General features: G+C 44.0%; 11 protein-coding genes. 9 read left to right on the forward strand and 2 right to left on the reverse strand.

Annotated elements, in window-relative coordinates; genetic code table 11:
• Window positions 1-564 precede the first annotated feature (564 nt).
• The gene (locus ACRD7P_RS02705) at window positions 565-1,005 is read right to left on the reverse strand and encodes a hypothetical protein (RefSeq protein ID WP_430905951.1); all 441 of its coding nucleotides are present in this window, start codon (window positions 1,003-1,005) and stop codon (window positions 565-567) included.
• A gap of 192 nt (window positions 1,006-1,197) precedes the next feature.
• On the opposite strand from ACRD7P_RS02705, the gene ileS reads away from it, so the two are divergent.
• The 4 genes from ileS (at window position 1,198) to ACRD7P_RS02725 (ending at window position 6,484) form a co-directional block, all read left to right on the forward strand.
• Window positions 1,198-4,596, forward strand: a complete 3,399-nt coding sequence (ileS, locus tag ACRD7P_RS02710) for an isoleucine--tRNA ligase (protein ID WP_430905952.1) — start codon at window positions 1,198-1,200, stop codon at window positions 4,594-4,596.
• Between the two features lie 5 nt (window positions 4,597-4,601).
• Window positions 4,602-4,985 (forward strand): TraR/DksA family transcriptional regulator, encoded by a 384-nt coding sequence (locus ACRD7P_RS02715; RefSeq protein WP_430905953.1) that lies wholly within the window; start codon window positions 4,602-4,604, stop codon window positions 4,983-4,985.
• Window positions 4,986-5,153: 168 nt separating this feature from the next.
• Window positions 5,154-5,774, forward strand: a complete 621-nt coding sequence (locus ACRD7P_RS02720; RefSeq protein ID WP_430905954.1) for a hypothetical protein — start codon at window positions 5,154-5,156, stop codon at window positions 5,772-5,774.
• A gap of 32 nt (window positions 5,775-5,806) precedes the next feature.
• Complete coding sequence (locus ACRD7P_RS02725) at window positions 5,807-6,484, forward strand: lipoprotein signal peptidase (protein ID WP_430905955.1); 678 nt, start codon at window positions 5,807-5,809, stop codon at window positions 6,482-6,484.
• Here ACRD7P_RS02725 and ACRD7P_RS02730 read toward each other — a convergent pair.
• Window positions 6,463-7,032 carry a 5-formyltetrahydrofolate cyclo-ligase gene (locus ACRD7P_RS02730; protein WP_430905957.1) on the reverse strand — a complete coding sequence of 190 codons (570 nt, stop codon included), beginning with the start codon at window positions 7,030-7,032 and terminating at the stop codon, window positions 6,463-6,465. The two genes, ACRD7P_RS02725 and ACRD7P_RS02730, sit on opposite strands and share 22 nt — an antisense overlap.
• Before the next feature lie 1,070 nt (window positions 7,033-8,102).
• Here ACRD7P_RS02730 and uvrC point away from each other — a divergent pair.
• The 5 genes from uvrC (at window position 8,103) to ACRD7P_RS02755 (ending at window position 14,619) form a co-directional block, all read left to right on the forward strand.
• Window positions 8,103-9,899, forward strand: a complete 1,797-nt coding sequence (gene uvrC, locus ACRD7P_RS02735; RefSeq protein ID WP_430905958.1) for an excinuclease ABC subunit UvrC — start codon at window positions 8,103-8,105, stop codon at window positions 9,897-9,899.
• Window positions 9,896-12,181, forward strand: coding sequence for a patatin-like phospholipase family protein (locus ACRD7P_RS02740; RefSeq protein WP_430905959.1), 2,286 nt, complete (start codon window positions 9,896-9,898; stop codon window positions 12,179-12,181). The genes uvrC and ACRD7P_RS02740 overlap by 4 nt, the downstream gene beginning before the upstream one ends.
• 237 nt (window positions 12,182-12,418) lie before the next feature.
• The gene (hppD, locus tag ACRD7P_RS02745) at window positions 12,419-13,561 is read left to right on the forward strand and encodes a 4-hydroxyphenylpyruvate dioxygenase (protein WP_430905960.1); all 1,143 of its coding nucleotides are present in this window, start codon (window positions 12,419-12,421) and stop codon (window positions 13,559-13,561) included.
• A gap of 61 nt (window positions 13,562-13,622) precedes the next feature.
• Complete coding sequence (locus ACRD7P_RS02750) at window positions 13,623-14,285, forward strand: TIM barrel protein (RefSeq protein ID WP_430905961.1); 663 nt, start codon at window positions 13,623-13,625, stop codon at window positions 14,283-14,285.
• Complete coding sequence (locus ACRD7P_RS02755) at window positions 14,251-14,619, forward strand: sugar phosphate isomerase/epimerase family protein (RefSeq protein WP_430905962.1); 369 nt, start codon at window positions 14,251-14,253, stop codon at window positions 14,617-14,619. The genes ACRD7P_RS02750 and ACRD7P_RS02755 overlap by 35 nt, the downstream gene beginning before the upstream one ends.
• Window positions 14,620-14,638 lie beyond the last annotated feature (19 nt).

Consider the following 14,638-nt stretch of genomic DNA (forward strand, 5'->3'; position numbering starts at 1 on the left):
GACAAACTCGACGTCATGTTCACGGCCTTTATCTATATCGCCCTGATTTTCGATGCAATTAGTGTTAACACGCCCTAGTACAGAGTGGATGGCCTTGATTTTGAACTTGTATTTGAATTTGATTTTTGAATTTGATTTTTGCGTTTGAACTTGAACGCGTGTCTCGACAGGCTCGACATGACATCCATTTTTTCGATTGGCCGAAAATCTCCTTCATCCTTGTTTTTTCGGCGAAGCGGTCTTTTTTTCAATGAGCAATTAGGCAATAAACAATGAACAATTGAAAGTACTTAGTACAGAGTAGATGGCCTTGAGCTTGAATTTGATTTTTGAATTTGACCACTTGTCTCGACAGGCTCGACATGACATCCATTTTTTCGATTGGCCGAATGTACTCGGTAAAAAGTAATTGATAGGGAGGGGAGCGGATGGCCTTGAGCTTGTATTTGATTTTTGCGTTTGTATTTGTATTTGATTTGTGAACTTACATGCGTGCCGTTCAAAATCAAAAAACCCTGACAACAATATTGTTCCCAGGGTTCTGTTTATGAGTAAAGCGGGTAATTAGTTTTTTACCGCATCTTTTGCTTTATCGGTAGCATCGCCTGCCGCCTTTTTAACATCGTTTCCGACTTCTTTGGCTTTGTCCATGGCATCACCGGCCGCTTTTTTCACGTCTTCACCAGCTTCGCTTGCCTTGTCCATGGCATTGCCCGCCGCATCTTTGGTTGCGTCCATGGCGTCACCGGCAGCGTCTTTCGCACCGTCTATGGCATCGCCTGCTTTGTCCATTGCATCATTGGCCGCATCTTTGGTAGCGTCCGCAGCGTTGTCTATGGCATCGCCTGCTTTGTCCATTGCCTCGCTTGCCGCTTCCCCAGCTTCATCGGCTGCCTCAGCTGCCGCTTCACTAGCTTCTTCGGCTTTTGAAGCCGCGTCTCTACAAGAGGTAAAAGAAAAGGCAAGAGCCATCATCAAAACCGAACTTAAAATTACTTTTTTCATGCTACTATGTTTTTAGTGTTTATTAGTTTCCTGCAAAGATATACGAAACATTTGCGATTTTGGATGCATTTTGCCAATTGTTTATCGGATTATGGCAGTTTCACTACAGTATTTCAATACGGGCAAGGACTTAAAATTGCCGGAAAATCCGTAGTTTTGCAGCCTTAATTTCCAGTACCAGAAGCAGTTCGTATGAAGTTCGCAGAATACAAAGGATTAAACCTTCCACAAATCGCAGAGGACATTCTTGCCTTTTGGAAGGACAACCAAATTTTCGAGAAGAGCATCTCCACCAGGGAAGGCCTCCCGAGCTATGTGTTTTATGAAGGCCCTCCGTCTGCCAACGGAATGCCCGGAATACATCACGTAATGGCGCGTACCATTAAGGATATCTTTCCAAGGTACAAGACCATGAAAGGGTTTCAGGTGAAACGGAAGGCCGGTTGGGATACCCACGGACTGCCGATAGAACTTGGTGTGGAAAAGGAATTGGGCATTACAAAAGAGGACATCGGTAAAAAGATATCCGTAGAAGCCTATAACGAGGCCTGTAAAAAAGCAGTAATGCGTTATACCGATGTTTGGAACAACATGACCGAACAGGTAGGATACTGGGTAGATATGGACGACCCTTACGTAACCTATGAGCCAAAATACATGGAATCGGTCTGGTGGCTGCTCAAACAGATCTATGAAAAAGGACTGATTTACAAGGGGTATACCATTCAGCCGTACTCGCCAAAAGCGGGAACGGGGTTGAGCTCTCACGAACTGAACCAGCCCGGCACCTATCAAGATGTTACCGATACCACGGTAACGGCACAGTTCAAAGCCATTGAAAGTACGCTGCCCGAGATGTTGCAAAACGAGGGGACCGTTTACTTTTTGGCATGGACGACCACACCTTGGACCCTACCCTCAAACACGGCCCTTACGGTAGGTAAGAACATCGATTACGTTCTGGTGGAAACCTATAACCAATACACCTTTGCCCCCATAAACGTGGTATTGGCCAAAAACCTGGTGTCCAAACAGTTTTCAGGAAAATTTTATGAAGTTTCGGAAAAACCGGATTTGTTGGCCTATGAAAAGGGCGGTAAAAAAATACCGTATTATCAAGTAAAGGAATTCAAGGGGAGCGACCTGCTCGGTATCCGATATGAACAGTTGTTGAACTATGCGCTGCCCTACCAAAATGCGGAGCATGCCTTTCGCATTATAGCCGGGGATTTTGTGACTACCGAGGACGGTACCGGAATCGTGCATACCGCACCGACCTTTGGAGCGGACGATGCCTTGGTCGCGAAACAGGCCGATCCGGAGGTGCCGCCTTTATTGGTGTTGGACGAGAACGGTAACCCCGTGCCCTTGGTAGATCTGCAAGGGAAGTTTCGTCCGGAACTGGGAGCGTTGGGCGGTAAATATGTAAAGAACGAATATTACGCCGATGGTGAGGTTCCGGAGAGATCGGTAGATGTTACTCTGGCCATACAGTTAAAAGAAGGGAACAAAGCGTTTAAGGTTGAAAAATACGTACACAGTTATCCCAATTGTTGGCGTACCGATAAACCGATATTGTATTATCCCTTGGATTCGTGGTTCATTAAGGTTACCGATAAAAAAGATCGGATGTTCGAACTGAACCAAACCATAAATTGGAAACCTGCCGCCACTGGCGAAGGCCGATTCGGGAATTGGTTGGCGAATGCGAACGATTGGAACTTGTCCCGATCCCGGTATTGGGGCATTCCACTGCCCATCTGGCGCACCGAGGACGGGAAAGAGGAAATAATGATCGGTTCCATAGCGGAACTGAAGCAGGAAATGGCAAAAGCCGTAACCGCCGGAATCATGGAGAAAGACATTTTTGAGGATTTTGTCGTCTCTGATTTTTCGGAAGAAAATTATACCAAAGTAGACCTACATAAAAATATTGTAGACCAAATTACCCTGGTGTCCCCGTCGGGAAAACCAATGAAACGGGAAAGCGATCTGATCGACGTTTGGTTCGACAGTGGCTCCATGCCCTATGCCCAGTGGCACTACCCATTTGAGAATAAGGAATTGATCGATGGAGGGCATACCTTTCCGGCCGATTTTATCGCCGAGGGGGTGGATCAAACCCGAGGTTGGTTTTACACCCTACATGCGATCGCGACAATGGTATTCGATTCTGTGGCCTATAAAAATGTAGTGTCCAACGGATTGGTGCTGGACAAGGACGGAAAAAAAATGTCGAAACGATTGGGCAATGCCGTAGATCCTTTTGATACCATGAACGCCCATGGTGCGGATGCTACGCGTTGGTATATGATCAGCAATGCCAATCCTTGGGACAACCTAAAGTTTGATGCAGAGGGCATTGTAGAGGTAAAACGGAAGTTTTTTGGCACCTTGTACAATACCTATTCCTTTTTCGCACTCTATGCGAATATTGATGCTTTCGATTATTCCGAGGCAGAGGTTCCCTTGGAACAACGGCCCGAAATAGACCGGTGGATTATCTCCGAGTTGAACAGTTTGATCAAAACGGTAGACCAAGCCTATGGCGACTACGAACCCACGCGGGCGGCAAGGGCCATTTCGGACTATGTTCAGGAAAACTTGAGCAATTGGTACGTTCGCTTGTGCAGAAGGCGTTTTTGGAAAGGCGAATACCTTCAGGACAAGATTTCGGCCTACCAAACGCTCTATGAGTGTTTGTTGACGGTAGCAAAATTATCGGCCCCATTGGCTCCCTTTTTTATGGATCGCCTTTACAAAGATTTAACAGCGGTCACGAAAAAGGAAAAGTTGGAAAGTGTACATTTGGCGAAATTTCCAATTTTTGATGCTACCAAAATCGATACATCATTAGAGCGAAAGATGGAAAAGGCACAGATGGTATCGTCCTTGGTACTATCGATTCGGCAGAAGGAAAAGATCAAAGTGCGGCAGCCGTTACAGAAAATTATGATACCGGTATTGGACGCCCAACAGAAACTGGAAATTGAGGCAGTGGCCGATTTGATAAAATCGGAAGTGAACGTCAAAGAAATCGAATTGATCGATGATGCCTCGGATATTTTGGTGAAACAGATCAAGCCGAATTTCAAGACCCTTGGCCCAAAATACGGCAAGGACATGAAGCAAATTGCCCAAAAGGTAAACGGCTTTGATCAGGAAGACATCAAGAAAATTGAGCAAAACGGCGAAATTAATATTGAAATTGGTGATAAAACCGTTACATTACCCTTAGCGGATGTGGTGATTACCTCCCAAGATATCGAGGGATGGTTGGTAGCCAATTCCGGAGCGTTGACCGTAGCATTGGATATTACCATCAATGATGCCCTCCGTAGAGAGGGCATTGCAAGGGAACTTGTAAACCGTATCCAGAACATTCGAAAAGATGCCGGTTTCGAGGTAACCGATAAGATTGCCGTAACCATACAAAAGGACGGTCTTTTGGAAAAAGCGGTCCAAAGCAATTTGACCTATATCAAAACGGAAACCTTGACCGCCACGCTCGATTTTGAAGAGCAACTGAAAAACGGTACGGAAGTTGTTTTTGATGAGGTAAACACAAAATTATTTATTGAAAAACATTGATTAAAATGGCACAGGATTTAAAAGTTAGATATTCCGATAAGGATTTGGCCGAATTTAAAGCGTTGATCGAGGACAAGATCGAAAAGGCGAAAAGCCACTTGGAGCTTTTAAAAAGTTCCTATATGAACGATGGCAATAATGGTACGGACGATACCTCGCCTACATTTAAGGCATTCGAGGAAGGTTCCGAAACCATGAGCAAGGAAGCCAATACGCAACTCGCCATACGCCAGGAGAAATTTATAAGGGACCTAAAAAACGCCCTATTACGGATCGAGAACAAGACCTATGGGATATGCCGCGTTACCAGCAAGCTGATCAACAAGGAGCGTCTAAAGCTCGTACCCCATGCTACCTTGAGCATAGAGGCGAAGAACATGCAAAAATAACGTTCACCTAACGTAAACGGGACCATACCATGTAGGCGGCGCTTGGGCAAAAAAAGGGTTATTATGGTGCCGCAAACGAAGTGGTGTTCCGTTTTTGTCGGAGCCTACAGTGAAGGTTTAACGAGTGCTATATTTGCCATTTCAACGTCAAAACGGTACTACCAACAAATGAGGGAAAGGCTACTTATCATACTATGTTTCATACCCTTCTGTGGTGCCCCTCAAAAAATCGTAAAAAAATCATGGCTTAGTTCCGACACCACATCCATCTATATCGATGCCGAGCGGTGTTATAAAATAACGTTGGAAACGGTGGCCGGGAATGCCTTGGAGGTAGATGCTGTTTTAGACGGGGAATATGCCAAAGATTTGGTGTTACAACTGGAAAAGCAAAGCGGTACCCTAATGATAACGCCGTCCTTTCTTCCCAGTTTTGAAGACCCTAACGATAAACTAAGTGCGCATAAGGTAATTTCCATTGCATTGCACATTCGTATCCCGGAACATCGGAACGTTGTATTGGCCGGTGCCGACTGCAATGTATTTGCATCGGGGATATTTTCAACTTTGGATATTACTTTGGACGACGGTAGCTGTACCCTTGACCGCGTTTCGGAATCGACAAAGGTGGTCACCAATAAAGGGAGTATTTCCGTTTCGGATACCGCTGGCCATATTCGGGCGAAGAGCAAATACGGGAACGTACAGGAACATGGGATTCCCCTTGGGGATAATAACTATGACCTAAGTACCGTAAGCGGAAACATCTACTTTAGTAAAACGGAATAATATCCCTATTTTTGGCCTTCACAAATCGGCATATGACAACTACAAAATCCCTACTGCTTGTTCTTTTGATTTTGGTGATCGACCAATGGAGCAAAATTTATATCAAAACAAGTTTTACCTATGGCGAAGTAGTGGAAGTTTTTTCTTGGTTCGAAATCAATTTTATCGAAAACCCGGGAGCGGCCTGGGGAGCCAAGTTGGACGACTTTTTACCCATATCGGAAGGTACGGCAAAATTGGTGCTTACCGTTTTTCGGTTGTTTGCCATCGTAGGTATCGGATATTGGCTTTTTGATATTATCCGAAAAAAAGCGGCGACGGTATATATCGTTTCGGTTTCCCTGATTTTTGCAGGGGCTTTGGGAAACATAATAGATTCCGTTTTTTATGGGCTACTTTTTGATGAAAGTACCCGAACACAGATAGCAACATTTTTGGCCGAAGACTCCTATGGCCCGCTGTTTCATGGAAAAGTGGTGGATATGCTGCACTTTCCAATTATTGAAAATGCCATTTGGCCCGATTGGGTCCCCTATTTCGGTGGTAGTTCCTTTAGTTTTTTTGAGCCAGTCTTCAATATCGCCGATACCGCAATCAGTACCGGTGTGGGAATTTTGATCGCGTTCAACAAAAAAGCCTTTGCTACGATTCCCGTGGATACCGAGGAAGCCGTCCCGGAGGAAGAAAATCAGGAAGCGTCGAAGGTGTAGACCGTTTTTGGTGTAACACAATAATTTAGGGTGATGTCCGTAACGCTAATATCCGTTATAGCGTTTATAGGGTCGAACAGTGACAACCCTACTTTGATCGTTTCAGGTCGGCATTGTTCCAAAAAGCGGTCGTAAAACCCCTTTCCATAGCCCACACGGTTTCCGTTGAGATCGAAAATCAACAACGGAACGAATACAACATCGATATGCTCGGGAGTGATCGGTATTCCGTTTACCGGTTCCGGAATGCCCCAGTCGTTTTCCGCTAAAGTGGTGCCATCGGTAAGTAAAAAATGGCTTAAACCATTTTCTCCGGTAATTTTTGGAATAATGACCTCTTTGTCCTTGCCCTGTAGTATGGATAGGATAAATGAGGTGTCGATTTCATTTTGTTTGAAAATGGGAAGAAAGGTATGATAATAATTTCGGTCCCAAATGGGAAGTCCCAAGCTTTTGTTTGCGATTGCAAGACTGAGGTTTACCACCTCTTCCCTTTTCAAGGCTTTGCGTTGGGTACCAAATTTCCTCCTCAACTCTTTTTTGAGCATGATGCGGTATTGAATACTTAATGAGGTAGGGGCCCTTTAAGAAGAATAAGTAGGTGATCGTAAAATGTGATACTATTCCTTAATACTTACGTAGTAGTAAATTTTGAAGAAAAGCATGAGCATTAAGTACAACCCGAGGGTGATGAAATACTTGTCCATGGTTTATTTGATTTTAAAAATTAAATATAGCTAAAAAAACGGTTAAAATATCCTTAAAATGTAAGTTTTTACCGATGAACGACATGAAATTGCACGTAACACTTCATTTTGGTAACCTTTGGATAACACTGAAAAAATTCATGTAAAAATGTAAAATGTTGATTATAAGTTACTTGAAAAAACGCAATATCATTTCTTCAATCGCTTTTTATAGATATAACAATCATCTTACAGGCCGCTTTTTTTTTGGTCTTGGTCCGCCTTCATGGGAAAAAAGAAAAAAATGAGTCGTTTTTTGAAAAAAAAATACCTCCATTTCACCTGTGTTTTCGGGAAAAAACGGCTTTAAAGGTGATGTGGAACTAAAAAAACGAATCATTTTATACCATTTATTAGAGCTATTTCAGGGTTAAAATGGTAGGGGGCAAAAATTAAGAATGCTGCCCAAAGCAAGGTTAAAAAAATAAAAATACTGGGCAATGTTGTAAAAAGGCAGTACTTTAACTTTGAACTCGTATTAAGTTTTTGTTCGTAAACGGAAATGAGCGCTTTTGTCTCGTAAGGAAACTATTTTTTCGGTTGCATAGCCCCCGATATTTAGGGACTACGGAAGCCGAAAGTGTTGAAATTACGGTGCAAAATGCCACCCCGTACGTCTCGGGAGTAAGTAAAAGAGCGCCTAATACCATTTTAACTTTGAAATAGCACTAATAAATCGTTTCTTTTTCAGCTGTTCTTCGTTAAAAAATATAACCGTAGCTAAGGCTATGCTTAGATTTTTTGCCTCGAACAACTAAAAAATAATTCAATTGCTATACGCGCGATTTCAAAGTTAAAATGGTATAAGACAAGTGCTCTGCACCATTTCCTAGTTTGGTATTGCTAAAAAGATAAACAACCGACGCTTTAAAATGCCCCAATTACCCATTGAAGTTCAACTTGCCACCCTGCCCGATAATCCGGGGGTGTATCAGTTCTATGATTCCGAGGATAAAATTTTGTATGTAGGTAAGGCGAAAAACCTTAAAAAGCGGGTCAGCTCCTATTTCAATAAAAACCATGAGTACGGAAAAACCCGTGTGATGGTAAAAAAAATACGGAGCATAAAACACATTGTAGTACCCACCGAATCGGATGCGTTGTTGTTGGAGAACAACCTCATCAAAAAATATCGGCCACGGTACAATGTGCTTTTAAAGGACGATAAATCGTACCCTTGGATCTGTATCAAGAACGAGCGTTTTCCCAGAATTTTCCCGACACGCAAGTTGATCAAGGACGGATCGGAATACTATGGGCCGTATACCAGCATGAAAACGGTGCGCACCCTTTTGGACCTGGTAAAGAGCGTATATCCTTTACGAACATGCAACTATGATCTTTCTGCCGAAAAAATAGGCGCCGGTAAATACAAATCCTGCTTGGAGTTCCATTTGGGCAATTGTAAAGCGCCCTGTGAAGGAAAACAAGACGCGGAGGAATATCACAAACAGATCGATGATATCAGGGATATTATAAAGGGCAACTTTAAATCCTCCCTGCAATACTTCAAACGTCGAATGAAGGAACTGGCGGCCGACATGCGTTTTGAGGAGGCACAGCGCATGAAGGAGAAAATTGCCATCTTGGAGAACTATCAGGTAAAATCGACCATAGTAAACCCCAAAATTACCAACGTCGACGTATTTTCCATTGTATCGGACGAAACCTTCGCCTATATCAACTTCTTGCAGCTTTCCCACGGTTCCATCATTCGTTCGCATACCATGGAAATCAAGAAAAAGCTGGACGAGCGCGATGCGGACTTATTGCAACTGGCCATTGTTGAAATACGACAGCGTTTTCAATCGCTTTCCAAAGAACTCTATCTGCCGTTCCCCGTTGCGGTAGCACCAGGGATAAAGGTTACGGTGCCACAGTTGGGCGACAAAAAACGTATTGTGGAGCTTAGCGAGCGCAACGCCCGCTTTTTCAGGCAAGAGCGTTTTAAACAGATTAAGATTATCGATCCCGATCGCCACACCAATAGGGTAATGGCGCAAATGAAGATCGACTTACGGTTGTCCGAGGAGCCACGGCATATCGAATGTTTCGACAACAGTAATATGCAGGGCAGTTTTCCGGTAGCTGCTTGCGTGGTGTTCAAGAACGGAAAACCTGTGAAAAAGGAGTACCGCCATTTCAACATAAAAACGGTAGAAGGGCCTGATGATTTTGCCTCTATGGAAGAAGTGGTGTTCCGTCGCTATCGCCGATTGATGGACGAGGCCGAATCACTTCCCCAACTGATCGTTATCGATGGGGGAAAGGGTCAATTATCCTCGGCATTGAAGAGTCTTGATGTGTTGGGCCTAAGAGGAAAAATAGCGATCATCGGTATCGCCAAACGTTTGGAGGAGATTTATTTTCCGGAAGATCCGATACCCTTGTATTTGGACAAAAAATCGGAGAGTTTAAAAATAATACAGCAATTGCGCAATGAAGCGCACCGCTTTGGTATTACCTTCCATAGGAACAAACGCAGTAAGGCCGCCATCAATTCCGAACTGGAACAGATCGAGGGAATTGGCAAAAAAACCGCCCAACAGCTGTTGAAAAAATTTAAATCGGTAAAACGGATAAAAGAGGCTTCTGTTGAAAACCTGTCGGAAACGGTAGGCACCGTAAAAGCAAAAAAGATCTACGAAACCTTTCATTCACAAAAATGACGATGCTACGCTTACAGATCATAGGGTCCGTTTTATGTGCGCTGTTACAGCTGTCCATGACCTTTGGTCAGACCGCTCAAGGAACGGAAACACCGTTAAAGGTAGGCCTGGTGTTGAGCGGGGGCGGGGCCAAGGGAATGGCGCACATTGGTGCGCTAAAGGTAATAGAAGCTTCGGGTGTTCAGGTCGATTATGTGGGAGGGACCAGCATGGGTGCCGTAGTGGGTGCATTGTATGCTGCCGGGTATTCCGCTGCCCAGCTCGATTCCATCTTTAGGGTGGTCGACTTTAGTGGACTTATTCAGGACAACCTTCCCCGTAGCGCCAAAACCTTTTATGAAAAAGAAGACTCCGAGCGGTACGCGCTTACCCTTCCCTTTGATAAGTACAAGGTCAGCATTCCCCAAGCATTTTCGGGCGGACAGAACGTATACAATGAACTGGTGCGTTTGTTGTACCATGTAAAGGACGTGTCCGACTTCAACGAGTTGCCCATTCCCTTTGTTTGCATGGCGACCAATGTAGAAACGGGGAAAGAAGTACTGCTCAATAAGGGGTACCTTCCGCAAATCGTTATGGCCAGTGCAGCACTGCCTTCCCTGTTCGAGCCCGCGACCATTGAAGGGCAGACCTTGATCGACGGCGGTATCGTAAACAACTACCCAATAGATGAGGTAGTGGCCATGGGCGCCGATGTGATGATCGGCTCGGATGTACAACACGGCCTTTCCAATAAGGAAGAGCTTTTGTCGGCCACGGAAATACTCCAACAGGTAAACAATTATAGAACGGTGGAGGACATGAAGGAAAAGTCGGTGCGTACCGATATTTATATCAAACCCGATATCGCTTCCTATTCGTTGATCGATTTTCAATTGTACGACCAAATCGTTGCCGAAGGCGAGAAGGCGGCAAGATTGCAACAAAAGGCATTGGAAGAACTCTCCGGTTTTCAGAATGCGGCCAGAAAAATGGCCGAACCCGTAACGGTACAGGATACCTTAATGGTTAATAGACTGATCATCGATGGGGACGTCGACAACTATACCAGAGGGTACGTAAAAGGAAAATTGCGGTTCGATCTGGGCAAAAAAATTACGTTTGAACGCTTGCAACAGGGCATCAGTAACCTTTCCGCAACGGGAAACTTTAAGACCATACGGTATAAACTTGCCCATAACGGCATCGGGGAAGACTTAGTGCTGGGTTTGAACGAAACTAAGCAAAAAACATTCTTAAGGTTAGGCGCCCATTACGATGAGCTTTATAAAAGCGGGGCCCTTTTGAACCTGACCCGAAAGAACTTTTTAATGCGCGACGACGTTTCGTCCTTCGATTTCATTTTAGGGGACAATTTGCGGTATAACTTTCAGTACTATGTGGACAAGGGTACCTATTGGAGTTTTGGGGTGAATTCGCGCTTTAACGATTTTGAATATGAAATTGATTTCGGACTCATCAGAAGTAATTTTGATATCCCCCCGGGGCTAAATGTAAACAGCATCAACCTATCGGTGACGGATGTTACCAACCAAATCTACATACAAACGGTCCTACGCGAAGAATTTGCCTTCACCTTGGGCGTAGAACATAAATTTTTAAAATACAGTACACGTACACTGGGGGAAACGGTAGATGAGGAAGTGGTGAACTCGCTACGTATGGAAGATGGCCGTACGCTTTTCGAAAAAAGTAATTTTTATAGTGCCTATGGCCAACTTCGTTTGGATACGTATGATGATCGTTACTTTCCTACCAAGGGCATCTTTTTCGATGGCGATTTCCATTTTTACGTATTATCGTCCGACTTTAATGAAAATTTTAAGGAGTTTTCGGTGACCAAATCACGTTTTGGGGTAGCGTTTCCGTTGATCAAAAAAGTTTCTATGAACGTGGAGACCGAGGGAGGGTTTAAATTGGGTACTTCCAACGTCACTTCCTTCGATTTTGCTTTGGGCGGTTTTGGTACCGACCTGATCAATAATTTTGTACCGTTTTTAGGGTACGATTTTCTGAGCCTTCCCGGAAACAGCTATGTAAAGGCCAATGCCCGTCTCGATTTTGAGTTTGCCAAAAAAAACCATCTTTTGTTTTCTGCCAATTACGCCACCGTAGACGATGATATTTTTAGAACGGGGGAATGGTTCGATGCCCCTAAATTTTCGGGTTACGGTATCGGCTACGGTTGGGAATCTTTTATAGGCCCCGTACAACTTCTATATACCTGGAGCCCCGAAGGGAAAACCGATCAGTTGTTTTTTAGCATTGGGTATTGGTTTTAATCCTCGTGGACCTCTAGGTCATTCTTTTTTCGGATATTTGTACCATTATGTTAGCACTTAGAATTGACATTACGGCCCACCTTAGGGCAATGTGGTAAGGCTTCCCTCGACCTTCATTTCGTTTGCCGTTGTCCGCCGTAGACCGCAAATTGTAGCAAAGTTCCATGAACCCGCACCGAGTTCTGATCATACGGCCTTATAAAATGGCATCAATATTCATTCTTAAAAAACAGCATCATGTCGACCTTGGACAAAACATCATTAAAACTTCCGGTAGAAAATCCGGAGGCCGAAGATTTTCTACCCTTATTGGGAACCGATTATATTGAATTGTATGTGGGCAATGCAAAACAGGCCGCACATTACTATATGTCCGCCTGGGGGTTTCAGCCCTTAGCCTATGCAGGACTGGAAACCGGAAAAAAAGATACGGTCTCCTATGTATTGCAACAGGGAAAAATTCGAATCATGCTGACCTCCCCTTTAAAATCGGGAGGGGATATCAATCGGCATATCGATACGCATGGTGACGGGGTAAAAGTAATTGCACTTTGGGTGGACGACGCCACCAAAAGCTATCAAGAAACCACAAAAAGAGGGGCGGAAAGCTATATGGAGCCCGTAGAACTGTCCGATGGCGAGGGAACCGTAGTATGCTCAGGTATCCATACTTATGGGGAAACCGTGCATATTTTTGTGGAACGATCGGGCTATAAGGGAGTGTTCCTACCCGGGTTTCAAAAATGGGAACCGCTATACCGTCCCAACGATACGGGCCTTAAATATGTAGACCATATGGTAGGGAACGTGGGCTGGAACGAAATGAACAAATGGTGCGAATTTTATGCGAAGGTCATGGGATTTGCGCAGTTGGTCTCTTTTGACGATAAGGACATCTCTACCGAGTATACGGCTTTGATGAGCAAGGTAATGAGCAATGGGAACGGACGTATCAAATTTCCGATAAACGAGCCGGCGGATGGTAGAAAAAAGTCGCAGATAGAAGAGTATATCGAATTTTACAACGGAGCGGGCGTACAACATATGGCGCTGGCAACGGACAATATCATTGCAACGGTTACCGCTTTGCAAAATAGAGGGGTGGAATTTTTAAAGGTCCCAGCTACCTATTATGAAGATGTTTTAGACCGTGTTGGTGAAATCGACGAAGACCTGAAACCGCTTAGCGAGTTGGGTATTTTGATCGATAGGGATGAAGAAGGGTATCTGCTGCAGATCTTTACCAAGCCCATTTTGGACCGCCCCACCATGTTTATCGAAATCATACAACGAAAGGGCGCAAAATCGTTCGGGAAAGGAAATTTTAAAGCATTGTTCGAGTCTATTGAAAGGGAACAGGCCGCTAGGGGCACGTTGTAAGGGAATGTATAGTGCATTTAAGCTTTATTGTACATTTAAGCTACTTTAATAACCAAGCATAATGACAAAGCCAATTATAGTTAGAACCCTATTCTTCATTTTTTTATTCGTTTGTGGCAATACATTATTGTCGCAACAAAAGCCCTTTAAAACCTCCTGCGTCTCTTGGTGTTTTCATGGGTTCGGGGAAGGCGTCGATCCGGAACCGGTAATTGAAACCATAGGAAACTTAGGTTTCGATGGCATTCAGTTGATGATAAATACGGCCAATGACCTGGATAATTTATGGACTGCCGAAAAAATAAAAAAAGTGAAAGTGAAGTTGTCCGAAAAGCAGCTCGAATTGACTTCCATGGTAATATTTTTTCCGGTCATTGCCGATTTGGGTAGCACGGATCCCAAAAAAGTGGCTGAAAGCTTGGTCAATTTTGAAAAGTCCTGTCGTATTGCGGCATCCTTGGGAACAAAACGAATAGAGATTGCCTCTCCGTACATTACGGAGTTGGCCAGTTGGGATAAAAATGGTAGTGTTGGTGTGTATAAGATTGCCGATGCCGACTATGAGGTCGGGGAAAAGATTTCCCTTAGGGTAGCTCCGGACACCGATTGGACAAAAATAGCGGTTCGCATGAACAAAATACTTTCACAATGCTCCGAAATCGCAAAAAAAAAGGGAATTGGTATTGGTAATGGAACCCCATATCAATGGGTATATTTCAGATAGTAACGGCTACCTGCTTTTTAAAAGCGCGGTCGCCGATAGCAATATAAAAGTGAACGTAGACACCGGATGGAGCAGTATGCAGGCGGAATACCCGGAATTTCTAATATACAAACTAAAGGACGACCTGGAAATACTACAAGTTCGGGATGTTGATAATACTACACGAACATTTACAAGATTTGGTGAGGGTATCGTAAATTATGACCAAGTATTGACGGCTTTAAAACAGATTGATTTTAAGGGATACCTTTCTTTCGAAGAAGTTTTTTTCGATACCGCGAAAGAAGACGCCGCAAACTTTTTGAAGTATGTAGAAAAGTGGGATGCCAGGTAAAGCAAATATGTAAGGTCGG

This window comes from Maribacter sp. 2-571 (assembly GCF_050589625.1).
Lineage (GTDB): Bacteria > Bacteroidota > Bacteroidia > Flavobacteriales > Flavobacteriaceae > Pelagihabitans.

What these genes read in the sequence shown, in the direction of transcription:
- ACRD7P_RS02705 (WP_430905951.1), bottom strand. Translation starts at nt 1,005, where the DNA reads ATGAAAAAAGTAATTTTAAGTTCGGTTTTGATGATGGCTCTTGCCTTT.
- ileS (WP_430905952.1), top strand. Translation starts at nt 1,198, where the DNA reads ATGAAGTTCGCAGAATACAAAGGATTAAACCTTCCACAAATCGCAGAG.
- ACRD7P_RS02715 (WP_430905953.1), top strand. Translation starts at nt 4,602, where the DNA reads ATGGCACAGGATTTAAAAGTTAGATATTCCGATAAGGATTTGGCCGAA.
- ACRD7P_RS02720 (WP_430905954.1), top strand. Translation starts at nt 5,154, where the DNA reads ATGAGGGAAAGGCTACTTATCATACTATGTTTCATACCCTTCTGTGGT.
- ACRD7P_RS02725 (WP_430905955.1), top strand. Translation starts at nt 5,807, where the DNA reads ATGACAACTACAAAATCCCTACTGCTTGTTCTTTTGATTTTGGTGATC.
- ACRD7P_RS02730 (WP_430905957.1), bottom strand. Translation starts at nt 7,032, where the DNA reads ATGCTCAAAAAAGAGTTGAGGAGGAAATTTGGTACCCAACGCAAAGCC.
- uvrC (WP_430905958.1), top strand. Translation starts at nt 8,103, where the DNA reads ATGCCCCAATTACCCATTGAAGTTCAACTTGCCACCCTGCCCGATAAT.
- ACRD7P_RS02740 (WP_430905959.1), top strand. Translation starts at nt 9,896, where the DNA reads ATGACGATGCTACGCTTACAGATCATAGGGTCCGTTTTATGTGCGCTG.
- hppD (WP_430905960.1), top strand. Translation starts at nt 12,419, where the DNA reads ATGTCGACCTTGGACAAAACATCATTAAAACTTCCGGTAGAAAATCCG.
- ACRD7P_RS02750 (WP_430905961.1), top strand. Translation starts at nt 13,623, where the DNA reads ATGACAAAGCCAATTATAGTTAGAACCCTATTCTTCATTTTTTTATTC.
- ACRD7P_RS02755 (WP_430905962.1), top strand. Translation starts at nt 14,251, where the DNA reads ATGGAACCCCATATCAATGGGTATATTTCAGATAGTAACGGCTACCTG.